Annotated in this window: 16 protein-coding genes; 10 read left to right on the top strand and 6 right to left on the bottom strand. The window is 69.6% G+C overall.

Going from position 1 to position 15,069, the window contains the following annotated elements:
* Positions 1-22 precede the first annotated feature (22 nt).
* The 9 genes from OXG55_17535 to OXG55_17575 all read left to right on the top strand — a co-directional run bounded on the left by OXG55_17535 (position 23) and on the right by OXG55_17575 (position 9,581).
* Positions 23-856 carry a hypothetical protein gene (locus OXG55_17535; GenBank protein MCY4105037.1) on the top strand — a complete coding sequence of 278 codons (834 nt, stop codon included), beginning with the start codon at positions 23-25 and terminating at the stop codon, positions 854-856.
* Positions 856-2,133, top strand: a complete 1,278-nt coding sequence (gene coxB, locus OXG55_17540; GenBank protein MCY4105038.1) for a cytochrome c oxidase subunit II — start codon at positions 856-858, stop codon at positions 2,131-2,133. The genes OXG55_17535 and coxB overlap by 1 nt, the downstream gene beginning before the upstream one ends.
* Before the next feature lie 75 nt (positions 2,134-2,208).
* Positions 2,209-4,302: a cytochrome c oxidase subunit I gene (gene ctaD / locus OXG55_17545; protein MCY4105039.1), complete on the top strand. Its 2,094-nt coding sequence runs from the start codon at positions 2,209-2,211 to the stop codon at positions 4,300-4,302.
* Complete coding sequence (locus OXG55_17550; protein ID MCY4105040.1) at positions 4,299-4,940, top strand: heme-copper oxidase subunit III; 642 nt, start codon at positions 4,299-4,301, stop codon at positions 4,938-4,940. Before ctaD ends, OXG55_17550 begins: the two co-directional genes overlap by 4 nt.
* 15 nt (positions 4,941-4,955) lie before the next feature.
* Positions 4,956-5,330, top strand: coding sequence for a cytochrome C oxidase subunit IV family protein (locus tag OXG55_17555; protein MCY4105041.1), 375 nt, complete (start codon positions 4,956-4,958; stop codon positions 5,328-5,330).
* 22 nt (positions 5,331-5,352) lie between these two features.
* Entirely contained in the window at positions 5,353-6,279 is a 927-nt protein-coding gene (locus tag OXG55_17560; GenBank protein MCY4105042.1) for a cytochrome c oxidase assembly protein, read from the top strand.
* Between the two features lie 17 nt (positions 6,280-6,296).
* Positions 6,297-7,487 (top strand): aromatic ring-hydroxylating dioxygenase subunit alpha, encoded by a 1,191-nt coding sequence (locus OXG55_17565; GenBank protein ID MCY4105043.1) that lies wholly within the window; start codon positions 6,297-6,299, stop codon positions 7,485-7,487.
* An 89-nt stretch (positions 7,488-7,576) separates the two neighbouring features.
* Positions 7,577-8,857 (top strand): serine--tRNA ligase, encoded by a 1,281-nt coding sequence (serS, locus tag OXG55_17570; protein MCY4105044.1) that lies wholly within the window; start codon positions 7,577-7,579, stop codon positions 8,855-8,857.
* Between the two features lie 52 nt (positions 8,858-8,909).
* Positions 8,910-9,581 (top strand): class I SAM-dependent methyltransferase, encoded by a 672-nt coding sequence (locus OXG55_17575; protein ID MCY4105045.1) that lies wholly within the window; start codon positions 8,910-8,912, stop codon positions 9,579-9,581.
* 7 nt (positions 9,582-9,588) lie between these two features.
* Here OXG55_17575 and OXG55_17580 read toward each other — a convergent pair whose 3' ends face one another.
* Genes OXG55_17580 through orn form a run of 4 tightly spaced genes read right to left on the bottom strand, consistent with a single transcriptional unit; the run spans position 9,589 to position 13,021 of the window.
* On the bottom strand, positions 9,589-10,704 hold the full coding sequence (locus OXG55_17580; protein ID MCY4105046.1) for a cytochrome c biogenesis CcdA family protein: 1,116 nt from the start codon (positions 10,702-10,704) through the stop codon (positions 9,589-9,591).
* A 40-nt stretch (positions 10,705-10,744) separates the two neighbouring features.
* Positions 10,745-11,284 carry a TlpA disulfide reductase family protein gene (locus OXG55_17585; GenBank protein MCY4105047.1) on the bottom strand — a complete coding sequence of 180 codons (540 nt, stop codon included), beginning with the start codon at positions 11,282-11,284 and terminating at the stop codon, positions 10,745-10,747.
* 56 nt (positions 11,285-11,340) lie between these two features.
* Positions 11,341-12,432: an MBL fold metallo-hydrolase gene (locus OXG55_17590; GenBank protein MCY4105048.1), complete on the bottom strand. Its 1,092-nt coding sequence runs from the start codon at positions 12,430-12,432 to the stop codon at positions 11,341-11,343.
* Between the two features lie 40 nt (positions 12,433-12,472).
* Positions 12,473-13,021 carry an oligoribonuclease gene (gene orn / locus OXG55_17595; GenBank protein ID MCY4105049.1) on the bottom strand — a complete coding sequence of 183 codons (549 nt, stop codon included), beginning with the start codon at positions 13,019-13,021 and terminating at the stop codon, positions 12,473-12,475.
* A gap of 204 nt (positions 13,022-13,225) precedes the next feature.
* On the opposite strand from orn, the gene dut reads away from it, so the two are divergent.
* On the top strand, positions 13,226-13,702 hold the full coding sequence (gene dut / locus OXG55_17600; GenBank protein MCY4105050.1) for a dUTP diphosphatase: 477 nt from the start codon (positions 13,226-13,228) through the stop codon (positions 13,700-13,702).
* Positions 13,703-13,708: 6 nt separating this feature from the next.
* Here the strand turns inward: dut and OXG55_17605 are convergent, their stop codons facing one another.
* Positions 13,709-14,074 carry a hypothetical protein gene (locus OXG55_17605; protein ID MCY4105051.1) on the bottom strand — a complete coding sequence of 122 codons (366 nt, stop codon included), beginning with the start codon at positions 14,072-14,074 and terminating at the stop codon, positions 13,709-13,711.
* On the bottom strand, positions 14,067-15,059 hold the full coding sequence (locus OXG55_17610) for a hypothetical protein (GenBank protein ID MCY4105052.1): 993 nt from the start codon (positions 15,057-15,059) through the stop codon (positions 14,067-14,069). The genes OXG55_17605 and OXG55_17610 overlap by 8 nt, the downstream gene beginning before the upstream one ends.
* Between the last annotated feature and the right edge of the window lie 10 nt (positions 15,060-15,069).

Here is a 15,069-nt window from a genome sequence, read left to right on the forward strand (position 1 = left end):
CGCCCGCAGCGAGGTTGCTGACGTGCTGACTCCGGGTTTCAAGCTCTTCTTCGGGTTCGGCGCCCTCGCCGCCGTGGGCGCCATCATCTACGGGATCGCAACCGGTGATCCCGCCGGCGCGGACTACCTGGGCGTGGTGGATCGTGACGCCTGGAAGGGTGTCATCAGCCTGGGATGGCAAGGCGGCGTCGGGGAACACACAGGTTTCATCGTGCTGGTCTTCGCCGCCCTGGTCGGCGCCGGCCTGGGCTGCATGCTCGTGGCGTTCCGCGACGCCGACGCCGAGTCCGTGGGCGAGCTTGCCCCGACCGGCGAGACGCCGCCGAGCGAGGCGCCGGCCCATCCCTCCTACTGGCCGCCGCTGCTGGCCTTCGCGGCGGCCGTGGTCGTGATCGGACTCGTCACCCACGCAGCCATCTTCGTGATCGGGCTCATCCTGGCCGGCGTCGTGGCGTTCGAGTGGATGGTCACCGCCTGGGCGGATCGGGCCACTGGCGACGCGGCGGCGAATCGGGCACTGCGCAACGGGCTCATGCATCCCATCGAGATCCCGGTGCTGGGCGCCGCCGGTGTGGCCATCCTGGTGGTCGGCGGCTCGCGCGTCCTGCTGGCCGTGAGCGAGTTCAGCGCCGTCTGGATCGCTGCCGGGGTCTCCGCGGTGATCCTGCTGGCGGCAATGCTGTTCGCCGCCCGGCCCCACATCGCCCGCTCGGTCATCACCACCGTGCTGGCCTTCGCCGCCGTGGCGATCGTGGCCGCCGGCATCGTGGCGACCGCGGTCGGCCCCTACGATCACGGCCACGCGGGCGAGCACGGCACCGACGAGGCCGGCGAGATCCACGAGGGCGACGAGTAATGGACGAGCACGCCGCCGGCCGTTTCGGGAGGCCTCTCTGGCGGCGCCTCCGGCTGGCGCTGATCGCGCCGGCGGTGGCGCTGGCGCTGACCGCATGCGCCGACGAGCACCCGCTGGACACCCTCACGGAGGCCGGCCCGGACGCGCGGGAGATCAACGACCTGTTCTTCCCCGTCCTCGGGGTCGCCGTCGTCGTCTTCTTCCTGGTGCAGGGTGCCGTCATCTACCTGGTCCTCAAGTACCGGGCGCGACGCCGGGACTCGTCTGCGGCGGCCACGGGCGGCGAGGGTGACGGCGACGACCTCTACGGGGACGACGAGTATCCCGAGCAGGTTCACGGCAATCTCCGGCTGGAGCTGGCCTGGACCATCATCCCCACGATCCTGCTGGCGGTCATCTCGGTGTTCGCGCTCATCTCCCTCGTCGAGTTGAACGAGGTGTCCGCCGCTGAGGACGATCTCCGGGTCACCGTCGTGGGCCAGCAGTGGTGGTGGGAGTTCCAGTACCACCTGGACGGCGACACCTCCACGGCGCCGGACATCGTGACCGCGAACGAGTTGGTGATGCCGGTGCGCCAGCAGGTGCCCCTGGAGATCACCTCGCGGGACGTGATCCACTCGTTCTGGATCCCGCGGCTGAACGGCAAGCGCGACGCCGTCCCGGGCCGTACCCATCCGTGGGTGATCGAGGCCGACGAGCCGGGCCGCTACATGGGCCAGTGCACCGAGTTCTGCGGGCTCTCGCACGCCTACATGCGCATGTACGCCGTCGTGCTGGAGCCCGCCGAGTGGGAGGAGTGGGTGCAGGGCCAACTGGTGGACGCCGCGCCCCTGGAACCCACCGATCCCGGTTACGAGGGCCAGGAGGTCTTCCTGGCGAACTGTGCCAACTGTCACGTCGTCAACGGTGTGACCGACGTGAACCTCGACGGTCGCCTCGACGGTACGGCCGACTACGCCGGCACCGGCGACTTCGACTCCGAGCCCATCACCTCGGCACTCGTGGCGGGCGCGGCCCCCAATCTGACCCACCTGGCGAGCCGCACCACGTTCGCGGGCTCCATCTTCGACCTCTACGAGAACCGAGCCAAGTACATCCCCTACCTCGAGGTGGCTGAGCGGGGCGACCTGAACCGAGGCGACCTCGAAGCCTGGATCCGCAACGCCCCCGAGCGGAAGGCCAACGACGCCGACGGCGCCCGCGGCATGACCGCTTTCCCGGGCCTCACCGAGGGCGACATCGACGCGTTGGTCGAATATCTGATGACCCTGCGCTAGACAGCAGAGAGCGGAACCAGAGAACACCCGAGACGGTACCGAGACCCAGAAACCCGGAGAGACCCCGGCAACCCCATGACCACCACCTCCGAACCCCCGCTGCAACTCACCGCAGGCGAGCAGATGGTGCGGCCCTCGACGTCGCTCGGGGTGTTCTCGCGGCCGAGGGGTGACACAGGCTGGCAGAGCTGGCTCTTCACCGTCGATCACAAGCGCATCGGCATCATGTACGGCGCCGCGGCGCTGCTGTTCCTGGTGATCGGCGGCATCGAGGCGCTGCTTATCCGGCTGCAGCTGGCCGTTCCCGGGGGCAACGTGCTCAGCGAGGACGCCTACAACCAGGTCTTCACCATGCACGGCGTCACGATGGTGTTCCTGGTGATCATGCCGATGGCCGCCGCCTTCGCCAACTACCTGCTGCCGCTGCAGATCGGCGCCCGGGACGTGGCCTTCCCCCGGCTCAACGCCTTCAGCCTGTGGGCCTTCCTGGCCGGCGGCATCTTCCTGAACACCTCGTGGTTCCTCGGCGGCGCCCCCGACGGCGGCTGGTTCGGCTACGCGCCCAACAGCGGCCTCGTCTACTCGCCGAGCAACGGCATGGACTTCTACGCCCTGGGTCTGCAGATCGCCGGCATCGCCTCGCTGGTCAGCGCCATCAACCTCATCACGACGGTGCTCAACATGCGCGCCCCCGGCATGACCCTGTTCCGGATGCCGGTGCTCTCCTGGATGCTGCTCGTCGTGCAGTTCCTGCTGCTGTTCGCCATCCCGGTGATCACCGTCGCTCTGTTCCTGCTGAGCTTCGACCGGCTGTTCGACGCCAACTTCTTCAACGTGGCGGCCGGTGCCGACCCGCTGCTGTGGCAGCACCTCTTCTGGATCTTCGGGCATCCCGAGGTGTACATCCTCATCCTGCCCGCCTTCGGCATCATGTCCGAGGTCATCCCCGTCTTCAGCCGCAAGCCCATCTTCGGCTACCCGTTCATGGTCTTCTCGGGGATCGCCATCGGCTTCATGGGCTGGGGGGTGTGGGCCCACCACATGTTCACCTCCGGCATGGGGCCGGTCTCGGTGGCGGCCTTCTCGCTCTCCACCATGTTCATCGCCGTGCCCACAGGGGTGAAGATCCTCAACTGGTTGGCGACCATGTGGGGCGGCCGGGTGCGGTTGACCACGGCGATGCTGTACTCCGTCGGCGCGGTTGCGATGTTCACCATCGGCGGCCTGTCGGGGGTGACCCACGCCATCGCGCCCGCGGACACCCAGCAGACCGACACCTACTACATCGTCGCCCACTTCCACTACGTGATATTCGGGGGATCCCTCATGGGCATGCTCTCGGGCATCTACTTCTGGTGGCCGAAGATGTTCGGACACAAACTCGACGAGAAGCTCGGCAAGATCGGCTTCTGGGTTCTGCTCATCGGCTTCAACCTCACGTTCGGGCCGATGCACATACTGGGTCTGCAGGGCATGTCGCGCCGCATCCACAGCTATGCCGCCGACTCCGGATTCAACCTGTGGAACATGTTCGCCACCGTGGGTTCGTTCGTCGTCGCCGTGGGCCTTCTGCTGTTCTTCTGGAACATCGGCGTCAGCCGCCGCCGCGCCCGCGGCGCGCCGCCGGTGGGTCCCGATCCGTGGGACGCGCGCGGCCTGGAGTGGATGACCGCCTCGCCGACGCCCGTCCACAACTTCGACCGCGACATCACCGTCACGCGCCAGGACGAGTTCTGGCACCGCAAGTGGCGCATCGGCGACGACGGCCAGGTGACGCGCATCGCCCGGGCCGAGGACGTGGCGCACGACGGCAGCGCCACCGACGTGCACCTGCCCTCGCCCTCGTACTGGCCGGTGGTGGTCGCCCTCGGGCTGCCCCTGGTGGCCTACGGGCTCATCTACAACCTCTGGATCACCGGCGTGGGCGCGCTGTTGATCCTGGGCGGCCTGTACGCCTGGGTGTTCGAGCCGCCCGACGATCCCGAGGCCCACGCGCACGACGACCACCACGACGCCGACCCCTCCGACGACCCCGACAACGGTGCCTCCGGCGGCGGGACGTCCACGAACGGTGAGGGTGGACCCGACGGCGGTGACGGCACGCGCCAGCTGGCCGGAGCGGGAGTCGCCGGCGGTCCGTCCGCGCAGGCGACGGAGGAGCAATCGTGACCGATGTCGCCGATCCCGAAGCGGCCGTGACCGCCCCGGCCGCGGGCGGCCACGAGGCACCCGCGCACCCGCCCACGACCACGGGCATGTCCCACAACAAGGTGGCGATGTGGCTGTTCCTGGGGTCGGAGTGCCTGCTGTTCGGCGCCCTCATCTCCGTCTACATGTTCGCCAAGTCCCGGCTGCCGGCCGGCGAGATCGGCCCGAACGACGTCTTCGACATCCCGTTCACGTCGGTCAGCTCGTTCGTGCTGCTGATGAGCTCGCTGACCATGGTGCTGGCGCTGTCGGCCCTGACGCGGGGCGAGGAGCGGGGCTTCCGGGTGTGGATCGTGGCCACGGCGCTGCTCGGCGGCACGTTCATCGCCGGGCAGGTCTACGAGTTCACCGTCTTCTACAACCTCGGACTGGGCTACACCACGAACATCTTCGGGTCGGCCTTCTACACCCTGACCGGGTTCCACGGCGCCCACGTCACCATCGGCATCGTGATGCTGATGTCGGCGCTGGTGGCCAGCCTGCGCGGCCGCCTGAGCCCCCGGAACGCCGAGACCGTCGAGCTCATCGGCCTGTACTGGCACTTCGTCGACATCGTGTGGATCCTCATCTTCACGATCATCTACCTTTTCCCGCAGTAGGGGAGGCGCCGCTCCATGAGCCAGACACAGCCGGCGCCGCCCGCCGAGGAGGCCGTGCCGCACGACGTGGCCGAGGCCGCCCACGACGACCACGGCGAGGGCCACGAGCACCCCTCGGACCGGCAGTACGTCAAGATCGCCCTGATTCTCGGCGGCCTCACCGCGCTCGAGGTCTTCACCTACTTCGAGTCGGTGCACAACCTCGGCGACGCGGCGATCTACGTGATCCTGATCGTGCTGATGGTCCTCAAGTTCATCTACGTGGTGGCCTGGTTCATGCACCTGAAATTCGATTCGGTGCTGTTCAAGAGGATCTTCGTAGCGGGCATCGTGCTGGCCCTGGGGGTCTATCTGGTCATGTTGACCGCGTTCCGGATCTGGGGAGCCTGAGCCCGGCGTCCGGGGGTGGGCGATGCGGGAGTTCATCGACTACGACCTGTGGGGCTGGACACCGCACCCCGAGGTGTGGGTGATCGTCCTGGTGGCGCTCGCCGTCGGGGGCTACGTGGCACGGGTGCTGGCGCCGGCGGCCGGCGAGGTCATCGAGCGTCGCCGCAAGGGCTGCTACCTGGCGGCGGTGGGTGTGCTCTGGTTCGCCAGCGGCTGGCCCATGCACGACATCTCCGAGCAGTACCTGTACTCGGTGCACATGGTGCAACACCTGCTGATCACCCTGGTGGTGCCGCCGCTGCTGCTGCTCGCCACCCCCGAGTGGATCGCACGGCGCGTCGTCGAACCCTCCCGACCGCTGGCACGGCGCCTGCTGCGCCCGATCACCGTCGGCATCACGTTCAACGTGGTCGTGGCGATCACGCACATTCCCTGGGTGGTGAACACCAGCGCAACCAACGGCGTCTTCCACTACACGGCACACCTGGCGTTGTTCGTGACGGCGATCGCCATGTGGTTGCCGGTGTGCGGGCCATTTCCCGAATTGCGCCTGCAGCCGCTGCCGAAGATGTTCTACCTGTTCGCCATGTCGGTGCTGCCCACGGTCCCGGCTGGGTTCCTGACCTTCGCCCAGACCCCCATCTACGAGGCCTACGACACACCGCTGCGGTTGTGGGGGGTGTCGGTGGCCAACGACCAGCAGATGGCGGGGCTCATCATGAAGATCGCGGGCGGCCTGTACCTGTGGGCGATCATCGCCGGCGTGTTCTTCCGCTGGTCGGCCCGCCAGCGCGCAGCCGACCGCGCCACCGCCGACGGCACGCCGATCTCCAGCGAGGACGGCGAGGCACCCGTGCCCGCCCGGGCCGCCGCCGACATGCTCACCTACTCGCAGGTTGTCGAGGCCTTCGAGCGGGCCGGTGAGCCGCCCAGCGAGGCCCGCAACTGACGGAGAGGAGGTTGGCCGTGAGTTCTGAGGACGGCTTCCTGGCGGCGCTCGAGGCATCGACGACCGATGTCAACGAGGCGATCACTCTGCCGCCCGCCTGTTACACGTCGGAGGAGTTCCTGGCCTTCGAGCGCCGGGCGATCTTCGATCAGGACTGGGTGTGCGTCGGCCACGAGGGTCAGATCCCCAACGCCGGCGACTACTTCTGTGTGCAGTTGTTCGACGATCCGCTCGTGGCGGTGCGCGGCGCCGACAACGAGGTGCGCGTCCTGTCGGCCGTCTGCCGCCACCGGGGCATGGTCGTCGCCGAGGGCTCGGGCAACGGATCCAACTTCCGCTGCCCGTACCACTTCTGGGTCTACGGCCTCGACGGCCGGCTGCTCGGCGCGCCGGCGATGGAGCAGCGCGCCGACTTCGACAAGTCATGCCTGGGGCTCCCGCAGCTCAAGACCGAGTTCTGGAACGGGTTCATCTTCGTCACCTTCAACGGCGAGGCCCTGCCGCTGGTCCCCACGCTCGGCGGCCTCGACGGCATCCTCCGCAACTACCGCCTCACCGAGACCATCTGGGTGGACGGCGGCCACTTCGACGACCTGCCGTGGAACTGGAAGGTCATGCTGGAGAACTTCGTGGACGGCTACCACAACAACCGCCTGCACAGCGGCATCGGCGACGTGATGCCCTGCAGCGACGCCACGTTCGTGCCCTTCGACCCCGAACGTGACAACCACATCTCGCGTTCGAACCGCACCCTCAAGCAGGACGCCTCGTTCAATCTGACGCGGGAGCCGCTGTTCCCGGTGTTCCCGCACCTGTCCGAGGAGGATCGTTGGCACTGGAACTTCGCGCTGGTGCCCCCGACGCTGGCGCTGGCGATCGTGCCCGATCAGGTGGCGTACTTCACCGTCTTCCCCAGGGGCGCCAACGGCATCTCCATCCAGATCGGCTACCTCTTCCACCACAAGGTCGTCGAGATGCCGATGTTCGACGTCCGTTTCGCCCAGGCCAAGGCCGACGTGGACAACTTCAACGGTGCCGACATCCACGCCGACACCATGGTCCAGGTGGGGCTTCGTTCACGCTTCGCGCCGCGGGGCCCGTACTCGTGGCAGGAGGCGACCCTGCAGCAGATCAATCGCTGGCTCGTCAAGCGCTACCGCGAGCACTACCGGCGCGACCCCGCCCCGGTGCGGGCGGCCGGCCTGTAGGAGAATCAAGCCGCAGCGCCGCCGCGGCGGCAGCACGTCGTCGCCGCACTTGCTGACGGCTCCGGGCGACGCGCCGGTACGGTTTTGTGGTGCTCGACGTCCGCTTGCTGCGACATGAGATGGAGCGGGTGCGCGCCGCCGTCATCTCCCGGGGCGACGAAACCGCGCCGCTGGTTGAGGCGCTCGACCTCGACGTGCGGCGGCGTCACCTGCTGGCGCGTCGCGACGAGTTGCGCCACGAGGTGAAGGAACTCTCCGCCGAGATCGGGAAGCTGCACCGGGAAGGCCGCCGCGACGAGGCCGTCGAGTCCATCGAGCGCAGCCGCATGCTCGGCGACGAGACCAAGGCGTTGGCGGCGCAGGCCGACGAGCTGGGCGGGCGCCTCGAGGACCTGCTGATGCGGATGGCGAACCTCCCCGCCGAGGACTGTCCCGTCGGCGCCGGGGCCGAGGACAACCCGGTGCTGCGGGTCGAGAACTTCACCCCCGACCGCTACGGCCCCCACCAGCGCGTCCCCCACTGGAACTTCACAGCCGAGATGGGTCTCCTGGATGTGGAGCGTGCCACCAAGCTGTCCGGGGCGATGTTCTCCATGTTCCGGCGGGAGGGCGCGATGCTCGCCCGCGCCCTGGTGCAGTTCGCCCTGGACCGCAACGCCGATCTGTACGAGGAGGTGCGGCCGCCCACGCTCGTCCACACCGAGACAATGACCAGCACCGGCCACCTGCCGCGCTTCGCCGACGATGCCTACCACCTGGAACGCGATGACCTGTGGGCGATCCCGACCGCCGAAGTGCCGCTCACGTCGCTGTGCCGTGACGAGGTGCTCGCCGAGTCCGACCTCCCGATGCGCCTCATGGCCCACACCTCCTGCTTCCGGCGCGAGGCCGGGGCGGCGGGCCGCGACACCCGGGGCCTGTTGCGCGTGCACGAGTTCGACAAGGTCGAGATCCTGGCCTACGCCACCCCGGAGCAGGCCCCGGAGATGCACAACGAGCTGCTCGATCGGGCCGAGGGCGCGGTCGCGGATCTCTCCCTGGCCTACAGGATCGTGGACATCTGCACCGGTGATCTGGGGGGCGCGGCCGCCCGGACCTTCGACATCGAGGTCTACTCGCCGGGCAGCGACCGCTGGTTGGAGTGCTCGTCGGTCTCCTGGTTCAGCGACTACCAGGCCCGGCGCGCCAATGTCCGCTATCGCCCCGACGGCACCCGCGGGACCCGGCTCGTGCACACCCTGAACGGCTCAGCCCTGGCGGTGCCGCGGGTTTGGGCCGCGCTCACCGAGACGTGGCGCCGGCCCGACGGATCCATCGAGGTGCCCCCGCCGCTGCGCCCGTACATGCGCGGGCTGGAGGTGATCCGGTGACGCGGGCGACGGTCGCCCGGATCGTCGCCGGCTAGCGGCCCGCCGCAGCCAGATGCAACGGGACGGCGAGCGGGACACGATCCGACGCCTGCCGCCGCTGATCGCGGCCCCGGAGAATCTGCCCGATCTCGACGGTTCGGATCATCCTGTGCGGGCCATGACCCGATCGGTGGCTGGCGACGAGGCCTCCTGGACGCCCGCCGCGGCGGCCGAGATAATCGAGCGGTTCGACGAGTTGGCGCCCGACTGGTCCAACCGCCTGCGGCCCGAGGAGTTCGTGGGCCTCCCCGACGCCTGCGAGCGCGGCCTCCTCGAGCCGTCGGCGCTGTGCCTGGAGGTGGGCTCGGGCACCGGGTTCGGGACGGTGCACCTCGCGGCGCACTTCCGGGCCACCGTCGCCGTGGACATCTCGGCGGGCATGCTGGCGCTGGCACCTCCCGATCTGGCCCCTCGCGTGCGGGCGGACGGGGCCTCGCTGCCGCTGCCCGACGACTCCGTCGACGTCGTGGCGTTGATCAACATGCTGCTGTTCCCCTCCGAGGTGGACCGCGTGCTGCGGCCCGACGGGGCCGTTCTCTGGTTCAACACGCTCGGGGTGCGCACACCCATCCATCTCCCTGCCGAGGAGGTGGCGGCGGCCCTGCCCGGTCGCTGGCAGGGGATCGCCAGCGAGGCGCTCTGGGCGACGTGGTGTGTGCTGCGCCGGGCGGCGCCTGACGGCTGAACGCCCCTCAGGCACCCATGTCCGGCACGGCGCGCAGCCGCCGCCGAAGCCGGAGCCAGACGATGGCGGCGACGACGACGGCCGCCAGGATCTCGAACAGCACGGCCCAGCGCAACGGGTCGGACCAGTTGGCCATGCGCTCGGGGATGTCGGCGATGGTCCGCACGATCGGCAGCACGAACAGGTCGAAGCGGTAGTACGCACCCTCGACGGCCAGCCAGAGCACCCCGAAGGCCGCCAGGGCGATGCGCGCACCCAGCGGCTGCATGCTCGGCCGCAGCGCCACCAGCACGATCCCGACCACGATGTAGCCCGCCGCCACAGCGAGGCGGGCCGGTGCGGCCGCCGCCGCCCAGGAACTCAGTGCGGTCTGAGCGTCCAGCGAGAGGTCGACGAGGACGTTGGTCATCAGATTGCCGCTGAGCACCTGCACCTCCCACCACCCGTAGAGAGTCAGGAAGCCTCCGACCACGACGAGAAAGCCTCCCGAGATGCGGTTCACGTGGGGGAGGATGCGCCGCATCTTGGCGATCACCTCGGTCCGGGCGACCGCCATCGCCAGCGTCAACACCATGATCACGGCGCACAGCCCGCCGCCGTAGGCGAGGAACACCAGCAGCCCGTCGAAGAAGTCCCTGCTGGAGAAGGCACTGACGACGGTCCCGAAGAACACCGGCATGGTGCACCCCAGCGACACGATGGCGTAGGACACCCCGAACAGGAAGATCGAGCTGAGGCGGCGGCTCTCGCCCCCGCGCTGCAGCCGCGGCAGCCGGAACTTGGGTTCGAACCCCCGCAGCATCGCCAGCCCGAGGATGCCCATGACGATCCCCAGCACGAAGGTCACCCACGCCACCCGGCTCTCGATGGCGCTGCGGCTCAGCACCGTCGAGGCCAGGGCGCCGATGGCGGCGAACACCGCCATGAAGCCGGCACAGAGAGTCAGCCCCACGCCGAGCCCCCGGAAGATGCTCTGGGCAGGACTCAGCCGCTTGTCGCCCTCGATGCCCAGGAAATACGAGAGGTAGGCGGGCATCATCGCGAAGCCGCACGGGTTGAAGGCGGAGATGAACCCCGCCGAGAGGGCCAGGCTCGCCAAGGTCGTGAGGCTGACGGTGTTCACGGCCCTGCTCTCACGGGCGCTGCTCTCCGGGCGCCGCCGCTCATACGCCCAGGTGCTCGGCGATGAGCGCCCGCAGGTCCTGTGCCCGCAGGCGTGAACTGATCATGTGCACAATCATGCCCTCTGCATCCACCAGCACCGTGGTCGGCATGCCGAACCCCCCGAAGGCCTGGAAGATCCCCGAATCCGGGTCCTCCGCCAGCGCGTAGGTCACGCCGGTTCTTTCCGCCAGTTCCCGCGCCGCGCCCGGCTCGTCACCCACGTTGAAGCCCAGGAGCGCCACCTGGGGCGCCAGCTCGACGTGCACAGCCTCGAAGGCCGGCATCTCGGTGATGCAGGGCGGGCACCACGAGGCCCAGAAGTTGATCACCGCCGGCTTGCCGGCGAGATCGGCGAGTGTGCCCTCGGACCCGTCGAAATAGTCGAAGCGCACCTCGGGAACCGGCCGGTGATCCCCCGCCGGGGTCGGCTCGCCGGTTTCCGGGGCGGCGGCCGTCGTGGCGACCTCGCCGGCCGGCGGTGGGCTCACCGTCTCGGCCGCGCCGCTCCCGCACGACACCGCCAGCAGCAGGGCGAGCATCGCCAACGCACCCCGCGTGCGGCACGTCCGGCGGACCCTGGAGTCGGGTTTCACGCCTAGGCCGGGGAGAAGACCGTCTGACCGTCGCGCTGGGTGGCGGTCAGATCGCCGAGGACGCGGAGGTGTTCGAGGTGGGCGAACGTCTCGCTCTCGGCCATGTTGCCCCACGAGCGTTCGGAGAAGAGCCGTTTCATGTACTCCGGTACGGTGCCCGTGCCGAGTTCACCGGCGGCGTTGCGGATCACGTTCAGTCGGTGCTCGTGGTGGTGCCGGATCGCCTTCGCCCTGCCGCCGAGGTCGTCGAACGGGTGCCCGTGCGCCGGCAGAACCACCCGCACGCCCTCGATGGTGCCCATGCGCCGCAGCGACTCGAAGAAGCGATTGAGGGGATCGGGAAAGGGGCTGAGTCCGCTGATGTGGGGGGTGATTGTCGGCAGGACGTGATCGCCCGACAGCAGGACGCCATGTTCGGGGTCGAAGAGGCAGAGGTGGTCCTCGGTGTGACCGGGAGTGTGGAGACAGAGCCACTCGCGGCGGGCGAGACGGATCACCTGGGCGTCGACCACGGTGCGTGTGGGGCGCGGGGTGGCGAACCAGCGGGGGTCGTTCTCGGCGATCTCCAGCCAGGTGCGCAACTCCTTCTCCGGAAGCGCCTCGCGCCGGGTGCCCCACGGGTTTCGCTGCAGCGCCAGCCAGGGCGGCCGTTGCGGTTCGTCGCCGTCGCCCTCGGCGGTGGTCAGTTCGGGAGGCTCGGCGACCTCGGTCGACTCCCAGACGGGCCGGAACGACTCGTGGGTCAGGATCTCCGCGCCGGCGAGGGCCCGTAGGCGCTCGGCCCCGCCGAAGTGATCGAAGTGCGAGTGAGTGATGACGGCGGTGTGCACGTTCTCCATGGAGTAGCCGGCGGCCCCGAGACGCTGCTCGAGCGCCGCGAAGGAGGCCGGGCTGGGCAGGCCGGGGTCCACGACGGCCACGCCCCGCTCGTCCTCGAGCAGGTAGCAGTTGACGTGACCGATGCCGGGCAGGTTCACCGGCAACTGGGAGCGCAGCACCCCGGGTGCGATCTCGGTGATCTCGGCTCGGGCGGGTTCCCGCTCCTGGCGAGGCGGTCGTGGCGGTGGCTGCTCGTCCGGCGCCGCGTCGCTCACCGGGTCAACCTATCGCCGCTGGGAGGTACTCGAACCGCGGTTATTCCGATGCTTGGGCCGGCGCGAAGACGGTGCTCCGCCAGTAGCGCAACTCCTCGATGCTCTCGAGGATGTCGTCGAGCGCCCGGTGCCCCTTGCGCTTCCGGGGCCGCTTCTCGGCGGCTTCGGGATACCAGCGTTGCGCCAGCTCCTGGAGGGACGAGACATCGACGACGTGGTAGTGCAGCAGATTCTCGATGTCCGGCAGCCAGCGGTTCAGGAATCGCCGGTCCATGCCGATGGAGTTCCCGCAGAGCGGGATCTTCCCGGGCTCGGGGATGTGCTCGCGGATGAATTCCACGGTCTGCTTCTGGGCCTCGGCGAGGCTCAGGGTCGAGAGGCGCACCTCGTCGGTCAGGCCGCTTTCGTGGTGCATCTTGCTGACGACGTCGCCCATCAGTCCCAGCACCTCGGGGGGTTGATGGATCACCAGCTGCAGCCCGTCACCGGCGGGGTTGAGGTCATCGTCGGTGATGACCGTGGCGATTTCCAGGACGTGGTCGCGGTCGGCGTCCAGGCCGGTCATCTCCAGATCGATCCACACGAGCACGGGCCGGATGCTAGCGAGGTGAGTGGGCCCCGAATCGGGACGCGCCGCTCGGGATCGCGGCCGGGCCCGGCTCGGCGGACGGACTGGGATCAAGCTGGGGACAGCGCCATCGGCGCTGGGGGACGACTCTGAAGAACCTCTGGATCCCCCTCGGAAACCGGGCAGGCGAGAGACAGCGCTGTCCGGCGGTCGTATCGTCCCGCCATGGCTGTGACGGTCCCTCTGCAGCGCCCCGATGACATGACGGTCACAATCTCCGTGCAGCGCCTCGACGCCGACCTGCCCCTGCCCGCCTATGCACGGCCCGGAGACGCCGGACTGGATCTGCGGGCCGCTGCGGATGCCGAGTTGCCCGCCGGCGGCGGGCGGGCACTGGTCCCGACGGGCCTGGCCGTGGCGATCCCCGAAGGTTTCGCGGGATTCGTCCAGCCGCGCAGCGGCTTGGCGCGGGATCACGGCGTGACCTGCCTCAACACGCCGGGCCTCATCGACAGCGGCTACCGGGGCGAGTTGAAGGTGCTGCTCGTGAACACCGATTCAACTGAGACGTTCACGGTGCGCCGGGGCGAGCGCATCGCCCAACTCGTGATCCAGCCGGTGGCGACCGCCGCGCTGGTCAAGGTGGACGAGTTGCCCCCGTCGGCGCGGGGCAGCGGGGGATTCGGTTCGACCGGACGCTGAGGGGGCTCAGCGCCGGTCGGCCCCGCGGCGGCTTCGGGCTCCGTCGGTATCCAGGCTCACCGTTCGAGTCTCCAGGAAGTGCCCGGCGGCTTGCCAGCGTCCGGGACGCCGGATCTCCACAGTGACGATCACCGTCATCGTCCCGACGTCGAAATGGATCCGGAGCCGGTCCCGGGTCCGCGCCCGAGCCAGGCCGGCGGCGGCGAGGTCGGTCACGACCGACGACAGGTGAGCTCCGAGGGCGGCACCGCCGGCGCGGTGGTGCAGGAGTCCGGTCGCCGCGGTCGAGGCGAGGGCCAGTGAGGCCGGCTCGGCCGGCAGGCTGAGGCTGATGCGGCCGCCTGCGGTCGCCTGACGCGGCGCTCTACGCACAGGCTTCCAGCGCCACGATCTCCGTGCGCCCCGCCCGGAAGCGGATGACCTCCCCGCCGGAGATGTCGAAGGCGATGCGGAAGGCGGCGTCGTTGGGATCGGTCGGGACGAACGTGGCCAGGATCCAACCGGCCAGGTACGGGTGCTCCTCGACGACGAGCTTCTCACCGAGGAGCGAGCGCAATTCGCCCAGATGCGTGCCCACGCCGAGGCCGGACTGCGTCCGCAGCAGGGGCGTGTCCACATCGACGCGTTCGACGGTGCCGTGATACACCCACAACGCCACGCCGGGCGGCCCGTTGGCCGGCGTCATCACGTAGCAGTCGGACCCACCCGCCGGTATGCCCGCCCAGACGGTGCCGACCCGCTCGGCGGCTTCCTCGGGCGACATCCCGAAGTAGACCGCGCCGATGCCGACCGTCGAGACCTTGGAGCGCTCATCGAAGGCTCCTTCGGCGGCGGTGGGCGTTCCGGCGGTGGGCGTTCCGGCGGTGGGCGTTCCGGTGGTCGTCGCCGGGGTCTCGACGTCCGCGCCCGAGTCGCCGTCCCCGGAGTCAGCGGATCCGCCCTCGCCCGTTGTGGCGGCGCTCCCGGCCCCCTCGCCGCCCTGTTCGGTGCCCGCCGGCTGCTCCGCCGCGGCCACTTCGGCGGCGGCGGTCGTCACCGTCGGCGGCTCGGTGGCGATCTCACCCGGGGTCTCGTCCTCGCCGACGTCCAGGGCGGGGCCTTCGCCCGAGGGTGTCTCGGCAGCCTCGGCGCCATTGTCGGAGGGGAGATCCTGCTGCGGCTCGGTCGCGCTCGGGGGCGCCGCGCCGTCGACGCTGGTCGCGGTCGTGGTCGTCCCGCTCGCCGGACCGGAACGGCCTCCCAGGGCGGCGGCGTCGGGAGACTCCGAGCTGATCGTGCAGGCGGCGGCCAGAACGACCGGAACGATCAGGGCGACGACGACCATCGCCGCGCTGCGCCGTGCTCGCAAGAGTGCCACAATGCCAGAT

It is taken from the genome of bacterium, assembly GCA_026708055.1.
Taxonomy (GTDB): domain Bacteria; phylum Actinomycetota; class Acidimicrobiia; order Acidimicrobiales; family CATQHL01; genus VXNF01.

Excerpts from the sequence above, each read along its gene's own strand:
- ctaD (MCY4105039.1), top strand. The coding sequence starts at position 2,209 with ATGACCACCACCTCCGAACCCCCGCTGCAACTCACCGCAGGCGAGCAG.
- dut (MCY4105050.1), top strand. The coding sequence starts at position 13,226 with ATGGCTGTGACGGTCCCTCTGCAGCGCCCCGATGACATGACGGTCACA.
- OXG55_17585 (MCY4105047.1), bottom strand. The coding sequence starts at position 11,284 with ATGCTCGCCCTGCTGCTGGCGGTGTCGTGCGGGAGCGGCGCGGCCGAG.
- OXG55_17555 (MCY4105041.1), top strand. The coding sequence starts at position 4,956 with ATGAGCCAGACACAGCCGGCGCCGCCCGCCGAGGAGGCCGTGCCGCAC.
- coxB (MCY4105038.1), top strand. The coding sequence starts at position 856 with ATGGACGAGCACGCCGCCGGCCGTTTCGGGAGGCCTCTCTGGCGGCGC.
- OXG55_17575 (MCY4105045.1), top strand. The coding sequence starts at position 8,910 with ATGCAACGGGACGGCGAGCGGGACACGATCCGACGCCTGCCGCCGCTG.
- OXG55_17560 (MCY4105042.1), top strand. The coding sequence starts at position 5,353 with ATGCGGGAGTTCATCGACTACGACCTGTGGGGCTGGACACCGCACCCC.